Raw genomic sequence first — 17,082 nt, forward strand, 5'->3', positions numbered from 1 at the left:
TCATCCCTTCGAGTTGAGGCGAACCACAGGCTCGGCCTATCATGAGGCCTTCTACAGCCAGACCTGTCGGCAGGTCCATGGTCGAAGGTCACAGTCATGAGCAACGCGAGATGAGCGACCTGTTGATCCGCAATTTGCGCCCCGAGGAAATCTCGCTTGCCATCGGCTGGGCCGCGGCCGAGGGCTGGAATCCGGGCCTCTCCGATGCCGCCTGCTTTGCCATCCCCGACGCGCAAGGCTTCTTCGTCGGCGAGATCGATGGCGAGCCGGTCGCGACCGTCTCCTGCGTCAATTTCGACGATCGCTTCGCCTTCCTCGGCTTCTACATCGTGCGTGCGGATCTTCGCGGCTCCGGCCACGGCCTGCGCATCTGGAACGCAGCGATCGCGCATGCGGGCACGCGCGTGATCGGGCTCGATGGCGTGGTGGCGCAGCAGGGCAACTACAGAAAGTCAGGCTTCCAGCTTGCCTACGCCAATATCCGCTATGGCGGCATCGTCACTGCGCCCGCGAGGCCGCCCGCCGATGTCGTCGCGCTCGACACGATCCCGTTTACGCTTGTGGAAGCCGATGACGCCACGGTCTTCCCGGCCCGGCGCAGCGCTTTCCTGCGTGCCTGGATCAGCACTTCGGGCCATGTCGGCCGCGCGCTTATGCGTGACGGCGAGCTCGCCGCATGGGGCGTGATCCGGCCGTGCCGGACCGGCTACAAGATCGGCCCGCTGGTCGCCGACGATCGCAGGGCGGCGGAGGCGATCGTGCAGGCCCTGCTGGCAAGCGCGGATGGCGAGGTCTTCCTCGACGTCCCCGCCGTCAACCGTGACGCCATCGCGCTCGCGGAGGCGCTCGGGCTGAAGCCGGTGTTCGAGACGGCGCGGATGTACACGGGCGCGATCCCGCCGCTGCGGATCGACCGCGTCTTCGGCGTGACGAGCTTCGAGCTGGGCTAGAACTTAGTAGCAGCGCGTGATGTTGACGGTGTGCTCGCTGCCGCCGCGGCCGGGCACCGTCACCTGCTCCGTCGGGCAACTCGGTACATAGGGCCGGTCGGAGGGCACGACGTTCGGCGGGAAACGATGCGACCAGTCCCAGGGGACGTCATAGGTGTAGGTGTAGCGCACGTCAGTGGAGACCGGCTGCGCCGCATCGAGGAAGGGCTGGCTGTAGCCGGCGCTGTCGTAGAAGAAGCCGCCGCCTCCCGGCCAATACACGAAGGGGTTATTGCGCCGGTGGAACCGGGCCCCCGGCGCGATGGGCGGACGCGCCGCGACGCCGGACGGCGCAGCAGTCATGCCATGCGGCGCCGCGCCGCCGGGTCGTGCAAAACTGTCGCTGAGGCTAAGGAGCAGCGCGGCGGCGCTGAGCGAGGCGAGCATCGCCCCATATGATCTGGACATCATGATACGCACCAACTCGTTTGGCTTCGGCGGCTCCCCGCAGCTACGCTAGGCCGGGCTGTCGCCCAGCCGCAAACGTATAATTAATATTTGGTTAAAGCACGCGATTAGCCGGGGAACCGGTGCGGCAAGAGCGCCCGGGATTGCCGCCTCTGTCGTTTCGTTCCGGGACAGGCGATTCATAACCAGTTGATCGGAGTTGATCGCTTTTCCGGACCGGTTCCGGAACGCTCCCGCAGTGCATCCGTTGGCTCCCGACACAAGCAAGGAGCATCTCAAATGCAGAACAAGTCGAAACTCCTCTGCCTGATCACGGCATCGCTCGTCGCCGGCACCGCGGCCGCCTCGGCGCAGGGCTACGACTGGAACGGATCGCGCATGGGCTGGGACCGCAGCGCCCCCGCCTACGAGCCGGTTCAGCCGCGCGCCTACTATCCTGATGTCGCGGGCCCCTATGGTGCAATCAATGGCACCAACCATCCGACGCCGAGCTCGACGCAGGGTGACGTCGGCCCTGACGGCAACAACAACGGCACGCTGACCGGCGGCTATCGCTGGTAAGATCCGCGAACGGCGAGGCCCACCGTCCAGAGCGGACGGTGGGCCTTCGTGCGTCACCGGCCCTGCTGCTTGCGCAGCCAGTCGAGCATGTCCTGCGCGTTGCCGGTGCCTTGTCCGGTGCTTTGCGTCACGATGGCGGTGTTGCCACCGCTGCGGCGATAGACCGTCGTACGGCCAGGTTCCTTCTCGATGCGAACCTCGGCCTGCGCGGGATCACCGCTCTGTGTGATGACCGACGTGCCGTTCTCGTCCTGGACCGTCGTGGTGTAACCATCGCCGGCTTCAGCCGGCGCCATCGCAACCACGCCCATGAGTCCTATTCCGGATGCGAGCAGGAGCAACCTCATGTCACACCTCCATCATCGGCTGAACTGAAAGATCGCCAACCAGTTGAAACGCCCGAATTGCCTCACCGCTCCTGAGTTCATGTCGCCGACCTGAAGCAGAAGCGTGTTGGTGGAATTGCCGATCTGGGTGATCTCGGCGGTGTTACTCACCCCGGATTGACCGATGACGGCATTGGTGGTGCCGCCCACCTGAATCACGTTGGCATAGTTGCGCGTGCCGTTCTGGATGATGGTCGCGTCCACCGTCCCGGTCCCGCCGATCTGGATCACCCGCGCGATATTGATCGGGCTGTTCTCCTCGATCGTGACCGGCTGAACATTGTCGCCGAACTGCACGACCGTTTCAATGCTCACCTTCCCTTTCGTCACGCTGTGCTGCACCGACCCGGCGCTCGCCTGCGTCGCCGTGCCGACGGCGGTGAGCAACACCGCCAGCGCCAAAGTGTGCCTCAAGATCTGCCTGCCTCGCATCGTCTTCCCCCGTTGCTTGCCGACGCCGATGAGTTCGCGCGCGTTTTAGGGGCCGGCCTGGACGACGGTGGAAGTGTTGACCGCGCCGAACTGCGCCACCGTGCCCGCATTCATCGTGCCGAGCTGCGATATCAGGCTGCTCGCCGATTGGCCGGTCTGACCGACGAAGGCGAGATTGTTCGCGCCCGCCTGCCCGACCGATGCGGAATTGGTCCCGCCGAATTGCAGGACGCCCGTGGCATTGTTGGTGCCGTTCTGGGTCACGGTCGCGCTGGTGCTGCCGCTGATCATGAACACGCCCGCCAGGTTGAGCTGACTGTTCTGGTTCAGCACGACGGGCGGCCCGCCGACCGAGACGATGGTCTTGATGTCGGCGGTCTGGGCGCGGGCTGGCCCCGCGCCGACCGGGCCCAGAGCGAGCAGGACGGCGCCCGCGCATCCCAAATGATGTTTCATGACATGCCTCGCACTTCAGATCCGCTCACGGAGCCTGCTGGATGATCGTCGAGCCGTTCAGGATTCCGAGCTGACCGACGCCGGCCGTGTTGTTGGCGCCGATCTGGCCGATCAGGCTCGTATTGCTGCCGCCGAACTGGCCGGCCAGCGCGGTGTTGGTCGCAGTCGGGGTGGTGCCGCCCTGCCCGATCACCGAATTGTTGACGGTCAGGAGCGAGCCCGTCTGCAAGGTGGTCGCGGTGTTGGTGGCGCCGAACTGCAGCGTCGTGGCGCTGTTGCTGGTGCCGCCGCTCTGCGAAATGAACGAGGTGTTGGTGTTTCCGAATTGCAGCACGCTGGCCGTGTTGCCGGCCTGTGCATCGGCGGCCGTCAGCGCGGCGAACGCCGCAAAAGTTGCAATGAAATAGGTGGTCCGCATGTCAATTCCTCCGCGAGAATGAGCGAGCCGTCGCAATTGATCGGCCGGCCGGTAAGCGGTGTATTCGAGATTGGCGCGGACGCACCGCAACTGGATGCGTCCGGCCGAACGGTTGCGTGGTTCAGTGCGCCGTCTGCGAGACGGTGCTGCCGTTGACGCCGAACACGCTGAGCTGGCCGACGGCGGCGGCGTTGTTCTGCAGCGCGGGCGGCCCGAACGAGTTCTGGGTGATCGCGCTGCCGTTGTTGCCGAACGCCACCTGGCCGGTGGTCGCCGAGTTCTGCACTCCGATCTGGTTCACCGTGCTCGCGTTGTTGAGCGAGGCCGAACCGGTGCCCTGCATCGTGGACGCAGTATTCACGATGCCGAGCTGGCTGGTCGACGAGCTGTCGTTGGTGAGGCCGTTCTGCGTGACGGACGAGCCGTTCACGACGCCGACCTGCACCGTGGTCGAGGTGTTGGCGGCCTGCGCTGCGGAGGACAGGGCGAACAATGCAACGGAAGCAAAAAACAATTTGCGCATGGAATATCCCTTTCTGGACAAGTTGTCTGACTTGAGTACGGATGCCGTCTTGAAAGAGGCCGACATCGTAGGGATACTTTGAACCGATCGCGGCCTGCGCGACAGACTGCCATTCATGCTAATCGGTACGGACTAGACGCCTGCCGTGAAATGCGGCACGTAAAGCTCGCGAGCCGCGCTATCCCGCGCCGGCCCGCGGCGTCTCCGCTTCACGCCCCATGCTGTCGATCAGCCGCACCACCTCGATCGGCGTACGCAGCTCCAGCTTTCGCATCATCCTGGCGCGATGCACTTTCGCCGTCACCTCGCTCACGCCGAGCCGCGCGGCGATCTGCTTGACGATGAGCCCCTCGGCCATCAGCAGCATGATCTCGCGCTCTCGCGCCGTCAGCGTCTCGACGCGCTGGCGCGCTTCACGCACGACGTCCTCGCGCTCGAGGCGCCTGCGATCGCGCTCGATGCCATGCCTGATCGCGTCGAGGATCTCCTGCTCCCGAAAAGGTTTCGGCAGAAACTCGACCGCGCCACGCTTCATGGCCTCGACCGAGACGCGGACGTCGGAATGGCCGCTGATGAAGACGATCGGAATTGGCACGCCCGTCTCGGCGAGCCGGCGCTGCAGCTCGAGTCCGGTCGGCGAGGTGCCGGGAAAGCGGACATCGAGCACGAGGCACGAAGGACCGGGCGAAATACTCTCGGCGAGAAACGCCTCCGTCGTGGCGAACAGCTTCACCTGGTGTCCGGTCTCCTCGCAGAGATTTCCGATCGCAGTTCGAATCTGAATTTCGTCGTCAACGACATAAACTGTGGCTTGACCTGAATTCATGAGCAACGGGCTCCCCGGCTTGCGGCTCGATGAAAAAACCGAGCCGTCCATTCTTCTTGCAAGCGTGATCAAGGTGCTTGGATAGAATCGCAGCGATCGAACGAGGCGCATCGCTCCGCCGGTTCGACCTCTTAGAGCCAACTCGCGCCTGAGACGAGTGAAGGCGTTCACATATCGGGCTTCGTGATTGAAGTGATTCGACCTCGCCGCCGCCGGCATCGAGGCGGGCTGATCTCGAAATTGCGACGTTCCTGCGTCGTGGTATCGCCAGTTGCGTCATGCATCGCCACTCATGGGCCGGCTTGAACGCCCTGCACCGGCCGCTTCGGCCAGAGCAAACGGGACGTTCAGTCAGCTTGTCGAGTTCGATACCGCGCGCCTCATATCGATACGCTTCGTATGCATCCGCAGCAAATCACGAAAATTCGCGGCTTACGACTTTACGTCTGGATCATCAGCCGCGCCCGACCGTCGCCCCATCAGCGGCGACATACTGACGATCGATATCGCTTCGGAAGATTTACAACCATAGCGCGATCTTTATCCGTGCCGCCAGCCATTATTCGAGAGGCGGGTTTTTGATATGCGATTTGTACCAATCATTGCCTTGCTTGGAACTGCCTGCAGCCTCGCCGCGGTCTATGCCGCAGGGCCCGCCGTCATCGGCGCGGCCGGCAGCGCTGCGGACAAGGCCTCGCACGCGCTGGAATCGACCCGGCGCCTGCTCGTGCCCGCCGGACGCAATGCCGCGTCATTCGGGCCCGATTCGCCCGTATTCCGCTACGCGTCGATCCAGCGCGGCAGCATCGAGCAGACGGTCACCGTCACGGGCGCCCTGCAGCCCGTCAAGACGATCGAGGTGGGTTCCCAATTGTCCGGGCAGCTCGCCCGGGTCTATGTCGATTTCAACGACACCGTCGCCAGGGATCAGCCGCTCGCCTTGATCGATCCGCGCAGCTTTGCCGCCAAGGTCGACGAAGCCAAGGCTTCGCTCGCGGTCGCCAATTCCCTGGTCGACATCGCCAGGGCCAAGCTCGATCGCGCCAAAATCGACCTGCAAAACGCCAGAGGCAGCCGGGACGTGCTCGCCGCCAAGCTCGAGAGCGCCCAGGCGGTGAAGAGTTCGGCGCAGAAGACCCTGCAGCGCAAGCTGGCGCTGCAGTCGCAAAACGTGGTGGCGACGACGGCGGTCGACGACGCGCAGACGGAGTTCACCGCGCGCCTCGCGCAGGAACGCGAGGCCGAGATCCTGATGTCTCTCAACTCCTTTTCGGTGGAGGGTGCGCAGGCCGACGTCCGCCGCATCGAGGCAGAGCTGCAACAAGCACGAATGGCCGTGCCGGAGAAGGCGGCGGTGCTCGCCGCGGCGCAGGCCGATCTCGACCGCACCGTGATCCGCTCGCCGATCGACGGCGTCGTCGTCGGCCGGTTCGTCAACGAGGGCCAGACCCTCGCGGTTGGGTTGGAATCGCGCACCACCTTCGTGGTGGCCCATCGCCTGGAAGACATGGAGATCCATGCACAGGTCGACGAGGCCGATATCGGCCGCATCGCCCCCGGCCAGCGCGCGCATTTTACCGTCGACGCCTACCCCGACCGCCGCTTCGAGGCGGTGGTGCGACAGGTGCGCAAGGCCCCGCAGACCCAGCAACACGTCGTCACCTACACCGTCGTTCTTGCGACCTCCAATCTCGACGGCGCGCTGCTGCCCGGGATGACCGCTTTGGTGAAGATCGTGATCGAACGGCAGGACGATGTTCTGAAGGTGCCGCTGGCGGCGCTGCGCTTCCAGCCCTCCGGCACACGGCCCGATCCGGCCGGCACGCACAGCGGCGTGTGGGTGCGCACCGCGAGCGGCGCGCTCCAGCGCATTGCCGTGACGGTCGGCGCGGCCGGCACCGAGCAAGTTGCACTCAAGGGCGGAGGTCTCGACGAGGGCAGCCAGGTCGCAATCGGCCAGGCGATCCGTCCAGCGGGCTTCGAATTCCTCGGAATCAGGTTTGGATCATGACCTCGTCCCCGCCCCTTATCAGCCTCCGCTCGGTCAGCCGGACCTACCGCACCGACGGGATCGCGGTGACTGCGGTGCGCAATGTCAGCTTCGACATCGCGCAAGGCGAGATCGCGGCCGTGATGGGGCCGTCCGGCTCCGGCAAATCGACACTGATGAACATGATCGGGCTGCTCGACCTGCCGAACGAGGGCACCGTCTATCTCGAGGGCGCCGACGTCGCCGGTCTGTCGGAAGACCGCCGGTCGGCCTTGCGGGCGCGCAGCATCGGCTTCGTGTTCCAGTCCTACAATCTCCTGGCCCGCCACAACGCGCTCGAGAACGTCGCACTGCCGCTGGTCTATTGCGGCATCAACCGCAGGGAACGCCTGGCGCGTGCGGAGCAAAGCCTCCAGGCCGTCGGCATGCTGCACCGGGCCAGTCATTTCCCGCGGCAGCTCTCGGGCGGCGAGCAGCAGCGCGTCGCGATTGCGCGCGCGCTGATCGCCTCCCCGCTGATCGTGCTTGCGGACGAGCCGACCGGCGCGCTCGACAGCCGCACCGGCGCCGAGATCCTGGCCTTGTTCGCCGCGCTCAACCGGAGCGGCCAGACCATCGTGATGATCACGCATGATCCGGGCATCGCGACGCAGTGCCGCCGCACCATTCGCCTGCATGATGGCGAGCTCGTCAGCGACGAAACGCTGGCTCCGATCCTGCCGAAACGGAGCGCTCTGTCATGACGATGCTCCAGGCCTTTCAAATCGCCCTGCACGCCTTGCGGCTCAATCCGCTGCGCAGCTTCCTCACCATGCTCGGCATCGTGATCGGCGTCGCCTCCATCGTGACGGTGTTCGCGATCGGGGCCGGCGCGCAACTGCGTCTGCAGGAGCAGATCCGCTCGATCGGGGCCAACGTGCTGATGATCACCCCCGGTGCGGTCTACCAGGGCGGCGTGCGTCTCAAGGACGGCAGCAAGCTGACGATGACCGAGGGCGACGTGCAGGCCATCCTCGAACAGATTCCGGAAATCCAGGCCGCCGCCGGCTCGCTCGCCGGAACGGCGCAGGTCATCCACGAGGGCAAGAACTGGAATACGACCATCAACGGCACCACGACGGGGCATTTCATGGTCCGCGACTGGCAGCTCGCGAGCGGTCGCTATTTTTCCGGTTCCGAGGAGGCCGGCGCCGGCAAGGTCGTGATCCTCGGAAGCACGGTCGCACGCGAGCTGTTCGCCGACGGCGACGACCCGATCGGCGCGCAGATTCGGATCATGAAGGTGCCGCTCGAGGTGGTCGGCGTTCTCGACCGCAAGGGCCCCGCGCAGGACGACGTCGCCTTCGTGCCGCTCGCCACCGCCAAGCTGCGTTTCCTCGGCAGTGCCAGCAACATCAACAGGGATTCGGTCGCCTACATCATCGCCAAGGTGGCCGGTGACGGACAGATGGCGGGTGCGCGAGCGGAGATCGAGAATTTGCTGCGGCAGCGTCACCGTATCCCCGCCGGCCAGGAGGACGATTTCAAGGTCCAGGATCCGGCCGCCGCGATGGAGGCGCAGCAGGGCGCGATCCGCACTGTCGCGCTGCTGCTCGTCGCCATCGCCTCGGTCTCGTTGCTCGTCGGCGGCATCAGCATCATGAATGTCATGATCGTGTCGGTCACCGAGCGCACGCGGGAGATCGGAATCCGCCGTGCGCTGGGCGGGCGGATGCGGGACATCCGTCTGCAGTTCCTGTGCGAGGCACTCGTGCTCTGCCTGCTCGGCGGAGCCATCGGGGTTGCCGGCGGCGTCACGCTCTCGATGACGGTCGCCCGTATGGCGGGATGGGTCACCTCGATCGACGGTCAGGCGATCGGCCTTGCCCTCGTGTTCTCGATCGCCACCGGCCTCATCTTCGGTTTCTATCCCGCCCACAAGGCATCCAAGCTCAGCCCCATCGAGGCGCTCAAAACGGAGTGAGAAGATGCTGGAAGCGGACCATTCAGCGCGTAGCCCAGGGAGGAGCCCATCATGAGCCCGGATCCGAAGGATTCGATAGCACCGACGCCGCGCGAGCGTGAGCTGATGATGTTGATCGCGCGGGGGCTGCAGAACAAGAACATCGCCTACGAGCTCAAGATCTCCGAGAACACGGTGCGGGCGCATATCGGCAACATCATGCGCAAATACCGGCTTCAGAACAGGACGCAGATCGCGATCGCGTTTGCCCTGCACGCGGCCCCGTTGTCGCTACGCCGCGATCTCGCCAGACCCGACCGCCATCCGCAGGCGCCAAAGCCCGCTTAGGCCGCTGCACAAAGTCCGGCGGTGCTTCTTGCTCCGTCATTGCGAGCGCAGCGATTTGCCCGCCGAAGCCTAGGCGAAGGCGGAAGCAATTCAGAGTCTTTTCCGCGGAAGAATTCTGGATTGCTTCCTGCGCTCGCAATGACGAAGTTGAAGCAGTGATGCGCCAAACACCGCTCTCGTGCCCCAGACGCAGCGCAGCGCCTCCCGGCGATGCGAAGCATCGTCCGGTTCAGCGGTGCGCTGCCGAGCCGTTGTAGCGAGCCGTGCAGCCTGCTGGGTCCCGGCTCCGCGCAGCAGCGCGAAGGGCGCTGCAGCGCGTCCGGGACACGAGACCAAGCCCCCTCCCCAGCCCTCTTGCATGGCTCTCAGCTCTTGTAACACAACCGTCATGCAGCGAAACTAAACGAAGCCGGGGCCGCGGGGTGCGGCCGTGCCGCCTCACCGCAGGGAGAGATTTGATGCGCCGTTCACTGCTGTTGCTGTCCGCTGGATTGACAATCTTGTCCACTGGATTTGCCTCCGCCCAGAACAACACGCCCCGCAATCTGATCCTGTTCATTCCGGACGGTCTGCGCGCGCTGAAGGTCAACCCCGACACGGCGCCCGCGATGGCCGCGGTCCGTGACAAGGGCGTCAATTTCAAGAATTCGCACTCGCTGTTCCCGACCTTCACCATGGCCAACGGCTCGGCGATGTCGACCGGCCATTATCTCGGCGACACCGGCGTGTTCTCCAACACGATCTGGACCAATTACACCTCCGTTCCGGCAGGCAATACGGTTGTCCCCTTCATCGAGAACGACGCCGTGCTCGGCGATATCGACGAGCATTTTAGCGGCAATTACCTCAACGAGGACACCCTCCTGAAGCTGGCGCGCGACAAGGGCTACAGCACCGCCGCGCTGGGCAAGCATGGTCCGACCTATCAGTTCGACCACACCGACAAGCCCGAAAAGCCCGGCCTGCATTCGATCGTGTTCGACGACGCCACCGGCGGCAAGAACGGCGTGGCGCTGTCCGACGAGGTGAAGGACGCCCTCACCAAGGCGGGCCTGCCCACCACCACGCCGCCGCGTGGCGACAATGCCAAGGCGGGCGATGCCAAGACGCCCGGCACCACGTCCGCCAACGTCGCGCAGCAGGCTTATTTCGCCGACGTCGCCGCCAAGGTGGTGCTGCCGATGTTCAAGGCGCGCAACAAGCCGTTCGTACTGGTGTTCTGGTCGCGCGATCCCGACGGCAGCCAGCACAACACCGGCGACAGCCTCAACCAGATCAAGCCCGGCATCAACGGTCCGACCTCGATGGCCGGCATCAAGAACGCCGACACCAACCTCGCCCAGCTCCGCAAGGCGCTCGACGAGCTCGGGCTCACCGCCTCGACCAACATCATCGTGTCGGCCGACCATGGCTTCTCCACCATCTCCAAGGAGAGCAAGACCAGCGCCTCGGCCAAGGTCAGCTATGACGACACGCCGGCAGACTTCCTGCCGATGGGCTTCCTGGCGCTCGATCTTGCTAAGGCACTCGATCTCCCCTTGTTCGACCCCAACGACAAGAACGCTAAGATCGAGGGCAACAAGCATCCGAAGGCCGGCAACGGCGTGCTCGGCAAGGATCCGGAGAAGCCCGATCTCGTCGTCGCCACCAATGGCGGCTCCGACCTCGTCTATCTCCCGAACAAGGACAAGAAGCTGGCGGAGAAGACCATCAAGGCGCTGCTCGCGCAGGACTACGTCTCCGGCCTGTTCGTCGACGATTCGCTCGGCCGCTTCCCCGGCACGCTGCCGCTGTCGAGCCTCAATCTGCGCGGCAAGGCCGCGACGCCGACCCCGTCGATCGTCGTCAACTTCCGCTCCTATGCCAGCGATTGCGGCGAGGCGCCGACCAATTGCTCGGTGCAGGTCGCCGACACCGTGCTGCGCCAGGGCCAGGGCATGCATGGCAGTTTCAGCCGCGGCGACACCATGAACTTCATGGCCGCGATCGGTCCGGATTTCAAAGCCGGCTTCGTCGACGAGCTGCCGGTCAGCAATGCGGATGTCGGCATGACGGCCGCCCGGCTGATGGGCCTTCGCGCGACGCAAAAGGGAGAGCTGGTCGGCCGCGTGATGTCGGAAGCCATGCCCAACGGTCCCGTGCCGAAGGCCTATGCGGGCACGCTGAAGTCCAAGCCGGCCGAGGGCGGCCTGACCACCGTCTTGAACTTCCAGCGCGTCGGCAGCCAGCGCTATTTCGACGCCGCCGGCTTCCCGGGCCGCACGCTCGGCCTCGAGCCGGACGCCGGCAAACAAAAAACGGCGGGGAAATAACCCCGCCGTTCGATCCCGTCAGAGACGCTGAGACGTTACATCCCGATGTCGAACACGTTCGGCAATTGGCCGGCCAGAGGCAGCGCGGTGGCGCCGAGGAACGTCGCCACCATCGCCATGAGGCGACGGTTGTTGTGGCGCTTGCCACGCATCTGGGCGGCGATCCACTCCAGCATCTCGCTGTTGACCTTGGAGGCATAGGACGGCGCCCAGCTCTCGATCTCGGTATCGGCCGCCAGCGCGACGCTGCGCGGCGGCACCTTCAGGCCCGATGCGCTTGCAGCATAATGGGCCACGGCCTTGGCGAGCAAATCGTCGAACCGGCCGGCATCGGTGCGCTCGGTCGCGGCCTCGTTGATCTCGAACAGGATCTCGGCCTCGGCGCGGCTGACCGGCTGATCGTTGACGGCGGTGGCGGTCAGGATCCGCGTGCACCAAGCGGTGTCATCGGCATCCAGCGAACGGGAGAAATGCACCCTTCCCTTGGTGGTCGGGCCTTCGCCGGTGATCACGCCGTCGCGCACGATGGAGAGTGCGTGGGCCGCGGTATCGCGGCAGGACGGTTCGAGGGACGGCGACTCGACAGATTTAGGCGCAGCGGCAGACATAGTTCACTTCCAGACTTCTTCTGATCGGCCAGCATTTTCATGCCGGCGTAAAGGGGTGGTTAACGATTCGATACGGGGATCGCGACTTTTCTAGATGGTTGCCAATTGGTCGCTGTCAGGACCGTTTTGGTTCTAGGACGCGCCGGGCGAGCGTGATGGAAGTCATAAAAGGCATAATCGGGGCGAGCGAGACCGTGTGACCCCGGGTGGGGATGTTTCGCCGCAGGTGCCGCTGTAACAATAAGTTGCTAGAAAATCGGGCCTTCAGGCAAGGAATTCACATTTTACTTGAGCGGGTTCAGTTGCCGTTCACTTGGCACTGCAAGGCCCTTATACTGAGCAGGACGACCTGCGAGAATTCGCCAGTTAATTCAATACGATGAGGTAAGATCATGACACTTCCGATCGGCGCCACCGCACCCGACTTCGAAGCCGAGACCACCGAAGGGAAGATCAAGTTCCACGACTGGATCGGCAACAGCTGGGCGCTGTTGTTCTCGCACCCCAAGGACTTCACGCCGGTTTGCACGACCGAGCTCGGCGCCCTCGCCAAGCTGAAGCCGGAGTTCGACAGGCGCGGCGTCAAGCTGATGGGCCTGTCGGTCGATCCGGTCGACCGCCATGCCAAATGGTCGGAAGACATCAAGGAGACGCAGGGGGCAGCTCCGAACTATCCGATGATCGGCGACACCGATTACAACGTCTCGAAGCTCTACGGCATGCTGCCGGCCGCCATCTCGGGCGATCCCCTCACCCGCACCGCCGCCGACAACCAGACCGTCCGCAACGTCTTCATCATCGGGCCGGACAAGAAGATCAAGCTGGTGCTGGTCTATCCGATGACCACGGGCCGGAACTTCCAGGAGATCCTGCGCGTCGTCGACTCGCTCCAGCTCACCGCCAAGCATCGCGTCGCCACCCCGGCCGACTGGTCGCAGGGCGACGACGTCATCATCGCGGGCTCGGTCTCCAACGACGAGGCCAAGACGATCTATCCGCAGGGCTGGAAGGAGCCGAAGCCCTACATCCGCATCGTGCCGCAGCCGAAATAGTCGACAGTCATTCCGGGGCGGTCCGAAGGATCGAGCCCGGAATCTCGGGATCCTCTGGTGCGCAATGCGCACCAGAGTTCGGTGCTTCGCACCGCCCCGGGATGACAACGCTGGATTACGCCGCCCGCACGCGATCGAGGAAACCGTCGACCTCTGCCTTCAGATGCAGGCTTTCGCCCGACAGCGCCTGGGCCGAGGCAAACATCCGGCTCGACGTCTCGCCGGTGTCGCTGGCGCCCTTGGCCGCATGCCGGACATTGACGGCGACATCGGCCGTGCCTGAGACCGCCGCGCGAACGCTCGCCACGATGTTGTGGGTTGCGCTTTTCTGCTGCTCGACCGCAGCCGAGATCGAGCCGGCAATCCCGCTGATGCGCTCGATGGTCTGGCTGATCGCCTTGATGGCGGCGACAGATTCCTCGGTCGCGAGCTGCATGCTGGCGATCTGGTTCGAGATCTCGTCAGTCGCCTTGGCGGTCTGGCCAGCCAGCGTCTTGACCTCCTGAGCCACCACCGCGAAGCCGCGGCCGGCATCGCCCGCGCGCGCGGCCTCGATGGTGGCGTTCAGCGCCAGCAAATTGGTCTGCTCGGCGATCGAGGTGATCAGCTTGACGACGTCGCCGATCCGCGCGCCGGCCTCCGACAGCTGTGCGATGCGCTGGTCGGTCGCCTCGGCCTGTTGCACCGCCTCGGCCGAAATCTGGTTGGATTCCTGCACGCGCCGGGCGATCTCGGAGATCGATTGAGACAGCTCGTCCGAGGCCGATGCGGCCGAACGCACGTGTTCGGAAGCATTTTCGGAAGCCCCGGCGGACTGCGCTGACAGATCGGCGGTGGAGCGGGCGACGTCGGTCAGCTGACGCGCCGCGCGCTCGAATTCGCTGGAGGAGGTCAGCACCTTGTCGAGGATGCCGCCGACGCTGCCGCGGAACTCCTCGACGAAATTGCGCAGGTCGGATTTGCGCTGCTCGACCGCCGCGGCCGAGGCCGCCGCCTGCTCGTTGCGCATGCGCGCGCGCTCCAGTGAATTGCTCTTGAACACCGCGACCGTGCGGGCGATCTCTCCGATCTCGTCGGCGCGATCCTCGCATTCGATCGCGACGTCGCTCTGGCCGTTGGCAAGCGCCGTGAGCGAGCGCGTGACCGAGGTGAGCGGCCGGGTGACGCGGCGCACGACCAGCAGGGTCAGGACCAGCACCAGAAGCGCGGCAAGACCGGCGGCCGCGGCCATGCTCTCGATGGCGTGGGCCAGCATGCTCTCGTACTGGATCATGGGGATGCCGACATAGAGAATGCCGACGACCTTGCCGGCCCCGTCCGCGATCGGGAAATAGGCGGTCATGAATGTCTTGCCGAACAGCGTCGCCGGCCCCTTATAGGCCTCGCCCCGGCGCAGTGGCGCCTGCCCCGGATGGTCGGCGGCCAGCTGGGTGCCGACGGCGCGGTCGCCATTTTCCTTTTTCACGTTGGTGGAGCGGCGGACGAACTGCCCGCTGGCATCATCGTACACGAACAGGGTCGCATTGCCGCCGACATACGACACCGCGCGGTCGACGATGGCGTGGTCCGTAAAGCTGGGCATCGCAGGGATTTCGGCGCGCACCACCGCGCCATCGCGCATCGTGATCTTGGCGGCCGGAACGATCTCGGTGAAGGCCAGCGCCAGCGTGCGCAGATTGACCTCGATGTCGCGCAATGCGCGATCGTTGAAGGCGGAGGTCAGCGACCAATAGCCGGCGCCGACCACGAGCGCCGTGTTCACGGCGATCAGCAGCACGGCGCACAGAACCGCCTTGGTGCCAAGCTTGAACTGCGGCAACAACTTCCCGGTCAAAACGTTGGACATGAATGGAACTACCCCCGTAATTCCTGCATATTCGTGCAACGCCCTTACGGTCCCATTAACGACGGTTCATACCGCCGGGGGCCGGCATGCTTTCCAAATCGTAAACGAGGACACTCCTGACCCCGCCCAGCGTGCCGCCCATCATCGTCTGGTTTCGCGACGATCTTCGCCTGTCCGACCATCCCGCCCTGCACGCCGCCGCTAAAGCCGGCGCACCGGTGGTCTGCCTTTATGTCCTCGACGACAGCGTCGCGCGCCCACCCGGCGCGGCAACGCGCTGGTGGCTGGCGCAGTCGCTGCGGGCGCTCGGCGCAGCGATCGCTGCGCGCGGCGGATCGCTGGTGCTGCGCCGGGGACCGGCGGCCAGGGTGATCCCGGAATTGGTCCGCGAAAGCGGCTCCCGCGCCGTCTACTGGAATGGGATTGCGCAAGCGCCTTATCAGGCCGTCGAGCGCCAGCTCGAGGCGGTACTGACAAGGCTCGGCGTAGACTCGCAGAGCTTCTCTGGCGATCTCCTCGTCCCGCCCTCGGCCATCCGCACCAAGGAGGGCCGCGGCTTGCGCGTGTTCACGCCGTTCTGGCGGCGCGTGCTGTCGCTCGGCGATCCGCCCAAGCCCTTGCCGGCACCGAAGGAGCTTCGCCCGGCTGCGATGGTTGCGAGCGACAGGCTGGAGAGCTGGAAGCTGGAGCCGGCCAAGCCGGATTGGGCGGGCGGCCTGCGCGAGACATGGACACCGGGCGAAGCGTCCGCCCGTGCGCGCCTGCGCGACTTCCTTGGGCATACCGTGCGCGGCTATGTCGGCGACCGCGATCGACCGGATCGCGAAGGCACCTCGGGCCTGTCGCCGCATTTGAGGTTCGGCGAGTTCAGCCCGCGCCAGGTCTGGCATGCCGCGCGGTTTGCCGCGGACGAAGATCCGGCACTCGGCCCCGGCATCGAAAAGTTCCTGAGCGAGCTCGGTTGGCGCGAGTTCTGCCGCCACCTCCTCCACGACCATCCCGACCTCGCCAGCGCAAACCTGCAGACGAATTTCGACGGCTTCCCCTGGAAACGCGACGCCAAGGCGCTCGCCGCCTGGCAGCGCGGCCGCACCGGCTATCCGATCGTCGATGCCGGCCTGCGCGAGCTCTGGCACACCGGGGTGATGCACAACCGGGTGCGGATGGTGGTGGCGTCCTTCCTGGTCAAGCACCTCCTGATCGACTGGCGCGAGGGCGAAGCCTGGTTCTGGGACACGCTGGTCGATGCGGATGCCGGCAGCAATCCCGCCAATTGGCAATGGGTCGCCGGCTGCGGCGCCGACGCCGCGCCCTATTTCCGCGTATTCAATCCGCAGCTGCAGGGCGAGAAGTTCGATCCGGATGGAACCTATGTCCGGCGCTGGGTGCCGGAGCTGCAAGAGATGCCGGCCAAGCTGATCCATCAGCCTTGGCAGGCCACGCCGATCGAGCTTGCGAGCGCAGGCATCACGCTCGGCAAGTCCTATCCGCACCCGATCATCGATCACGCGAGAGGACGCGAACGTGCGCTCGCCGCCTACGCAAAGATCCGCAAAGGTTGAGCGTTGCTTTGACACAAATATGAAACGCGCTATCGTCATCGCTCCATACAACCGTGGGGGACGACATGGACGACGTCAAGCCGATCACCGAACAGGCGATGGAGACGATCACCACAGCCGTGGAAGCGACCAAGGAAGCGGCGGTCACCGCCGTCAAGAAGGTCAGGAAAGCCGCCAAGAAGGTCGCGAAGAAAGTAGCGCCGAAGAAGGCTTCCAAGAAGAAGGCCAAGAAGGCCCCGAAGAAGAGTTCGAAGAAGGCCGCCAAAAAGGCCACCAAGAAATCCGCGAAGAAGGCGGCCAAAAAGACCGCCAAGAAAGCTGCAAAGAAAGCTCCAAAGACAAAGAAGAAGGCCAAGAAGGGCAAGCGCTGATCGCGGCGCTCAGACCGGGTCTCCGGATGCGAGCGCGTCCGGAGACCTGTCC

At 64.9% G+C, this 17,082-nt stretch carries 19 protein-coding genes; 10 read left to right on the top strand and 9 right to left on the bottom strand.

Annotated elements, in window-relative coordinates:
* Window positions 1-110 precede the first annotated feature (110 nt).
* On the top strand, window positions 111-950 hold the full coding sequence (locus ML401_RS20540) for a GNAT family N-acetyltransferase (RefSeq protein WP_259212139.1): 840 nt from the start codon (window positions 111-113) through the stop codon (window positions 948-950).
* A 3-nt stretch (window positions 951-953) separates the two neighbouring features.
* Here the strand turns inward: ML401_RS20540 and ML401_RS20545 are convergent, their stop codons facing one another.
* Window positions 954-1,400 carry a hypothetical protein gene (locus tag ML401_RS20545; RefSeq protein WP_194402719.1) on the bottom strand — a complete coding sequence of 149 codons (447 nt, stop codon included), beginning with the start codon at window positions 1,398-1,400 and terminating at the stop codon, window positions 954-956.
* A gap of 276 nt (window positions 1,401-1,676) precedes the next feature.
* On the opposite strand from ML401_RS20545, the gene ML401_RS20550 reads away from it, so the two are divergent.
* The gene (locus ML401_RS20550; RefSeq protein WP_194402720.1) at window positions 1,677-1,958 is read left to right on the top strand and encodes a hypothetical protein; all 282 of its coding nucleotides are present in this window, start codon (window positions 1,677-1,679) and stop codon (window positions 1,956-1,958) included.
* A gap of 53 nt (window positions 1,959-2,011) precedes the next feature.
* Here ML401_RS20550 and ML401_RS20555 read toward each other — a convergent pair whose 3' ends face one another.
* The 6 genes from ML401_RS20555 to ML401_RS20580 all read right to left on the bottom strand — a co-directional run bounded on the left by ML401_RS20555 (window position 2,012) and on the right by ML401_RS20580 (window position 4,999).
* Window positions 2,012-2,305, bottom strand: coding sequence for a hypothetical protein (locus ML401_RS20555; RefSeq protein WP_285806716.1), 294 nt, complete (start codon window positions 2,303-2,305; stop codon window positions 2,012-2,014).
* Window positions 2,306-2,317: 12 nt separating this feature from the next.
* Entirely contained in the window at window positions 2,318-2,746 is a 429-nt protein-coding gene (locus ML401_RS20560; RefSeq protein WP_259212152.1) for a curlin, read from the bottom strand.
* A gap of 75 nt (window positions 2,747-2,821) precedes the next feature.
* On the bottom strand, window positions 2,822-3,232 hold the full coding sequence (locus ML401_RS20565) for a curlin (RefSeq protein WP_285806717.1): 411 nt from the start codon (window positions 3,230-3,232) through the stop codon (window positions 2,822-2,824).
* 25 nt (window positions 3,233-3,257) lie between these two features.
* Window positions 3,258-3,650 (bottom strand): curlin, encoded by a 393-nt coding sequence (locus ML401_RS20570; RefSeq protein WP_259212157.1) that lies wholly within the window; start codon window positions 3,648-3,650, stop codon window positions 3,258-3,260.
* 121 nt (window positions 3,651-3,771) lie between these two features.
* The gene (locus ML401_RS20575) at window positions 3,772-4,173 is read right to left on the bottom strand and encodes a curlin subunit CsgB (RefSeq protein ID WP_194402725.1); all 402 of its coding nucleotides are present in this window, start codon (window positions 4,171-4,173) and stop codon (window positions 3,772-3,774) included.
* 178 nt (window positions 4,174-4,351) lie between these two features.
* Window positions 4,352-4,999 (bottom strand): response regulator transcription factor, encoded by a 648-nt coding sequence (locus ML401_RS20580; RefSeq protein ID WP_285806718.1) that lies wholly within the window; start codon window positions 4,997-4,999, stop codon window positions 4,352-4,354.
* 583 nt (window positions 5,000-5,582) lie between these two features.
* Here ML401_RS20580 and ML401_RS20585 point away from each other — a divergent pair.
* From ML401_RS20585 to ML401_RS20605, 5 genes are all read left to right on the top strand, one after another.
* Window positions 5,583-7,010 carry an efflux RND transporter periplasmic adaptor subunit gene (locus ML401_RS20585; RefSeq protein WP_285806719.1) on the top strand — a complete coding sequence of 476 codons (1,428 nt, stop codon included), beginning with the start codon at window positions 5,583-5,585 and terminating at the stop codon, window positions 7,008-7,010.
* Complete coding sequence (locus tag ML401_RS20590) at window positions 7,007-7,732, top strand: ABC transporter ATP-binding protein (RefSeq protein WP_285806720.1); 726 nt, start codon at window positions 7,007-7,009, stop codon at window positions 7,730-7,732. Before ML401_RS20585 ends, ML401_RS20590 begins: the two co-directional genes overlap by 4 nt.
* Window positions 7,729-8,952 (top strand): ABC transporter permease, encoded by a 1,224-nt coding sequence (locus ML401_RS20595; RefSeq protein ID WP_194402729.1) that lies wholly within the window; start codon window positions 7,729-7,731, stop codon window positions 8,950-8,952. The genes ML401_RS20590 and ML401_RS20595 overlap by 4 nt, the downstream gene beginning before the upstream one ends.
* Before the next feature lie 51 nt (window positions 8,953-9,003).
* Entirely contained in the window at window positions 9,004-9,279 is a 276-nt protein-coding gene (locus tag ML401_RS20600; RefSeq protein WP_194402730.1) for a response regulator transcription factor, read from the top strand.
* A gap of 458 nt (window positions 9,280-9,737) precedes the next feature.
* A complete protein-coding gene (locus ML401_RS20605; protein WP_285806721.1) occupies window positions 9,738-11,591 on the top strand; it encodes a nucleotide pyrophosphatase/phosphodiesterase family protein in 1,854 nt (617 codons plus the stop codon).
* A 35-nt stretch (window positions 11,592-11,626) separates the two neighbouring features.
* On the opposite strand, the gene ML401_RS20610 is transcribed toward ML401_RS20605, so the two are convergent.
* Entirely contained in the window at window positions 11,627-12,199 is a 573-nt protein-coding gene (locus ML401_RS20610) for a hypothetical protein (RefSeq protein WP_211419230.1), read from the bottom strand.
* Between the two features lie 392 nt (window positions 12,200-12,591).
* Here ML401_RS20610 and ML401_RS20615 point away from each other — a divergent pair, with 392 nt between their 5' ends.
* The gene (locus ML401_RS20615) at window positions 12,592-13,251 is read left to right on the top strand and encodes a peroxiredoxin (protein ID WP_211419229.1); all 660 of its coding nucleotides are present in this window, start codon (window positions 12,592-12,594) and stop codon (window positions 13,249-13,251) included.
* Window positions 13,252-13,366: 115 nt separating this feature from the next.
* Here the strand turns inward: ML401_RS20615 and ML401_RS20620 are convergent, their stop codons facing one another.
* Window positions 13,367-15,097: a methyl-accepting chemotaxis protein gene (locus ML401_RS20620; protein ID WP_285806722.1), complete on the bottom strand. Its 1,731-nt coding sequence runs from the start codon at window positions 15,095-15,097 to the stop codon at window positions 13,367-13,369.
* Window positions 15,098-15,267: 170 nt separating this feature from the next.
* On the opposite strand from ML401_RS20620, the gene ML401_RS20625 reads away from it, so the two are divergent.
* Both ML401_RS20625 and ML401_RS20630 read left to right on the top strand, forming a co-directional pair.
* Window positions 15,268-16,659, top strand: a complete 1,392-nt coding sequence (locus ML401_RS20625; RefSeq protein ID WP_285812713.1) for a deoxyribodipyrimidine photo-lyase — start codon at window positions 15,268-15,270, stop codon at window positions 16,657-16,659.
* A gap of 65 nt (window positions 16,660-16,724) precedes the next feature.
* Complete coding sequence (locus ML401_RS20630; protein WP_285806723.1) at window positions 16,725-17,030, top strand: histone; 306 nt, start codon at window positions 16,725-16,727, stop codon at window positions 17,028-17,030.
* Window positions 17,031-17,082 lie beyond the last annotated feature (52 nt).

This window comes from Bradyrhizobium sp. 62B (assembly GCF_030272265.2).
GTDB lineage: Bacteria > Pseudomonadota > Alphaproteobacteria > Rhizobiales > Xanthobacteraceae > Bradyrhizobium.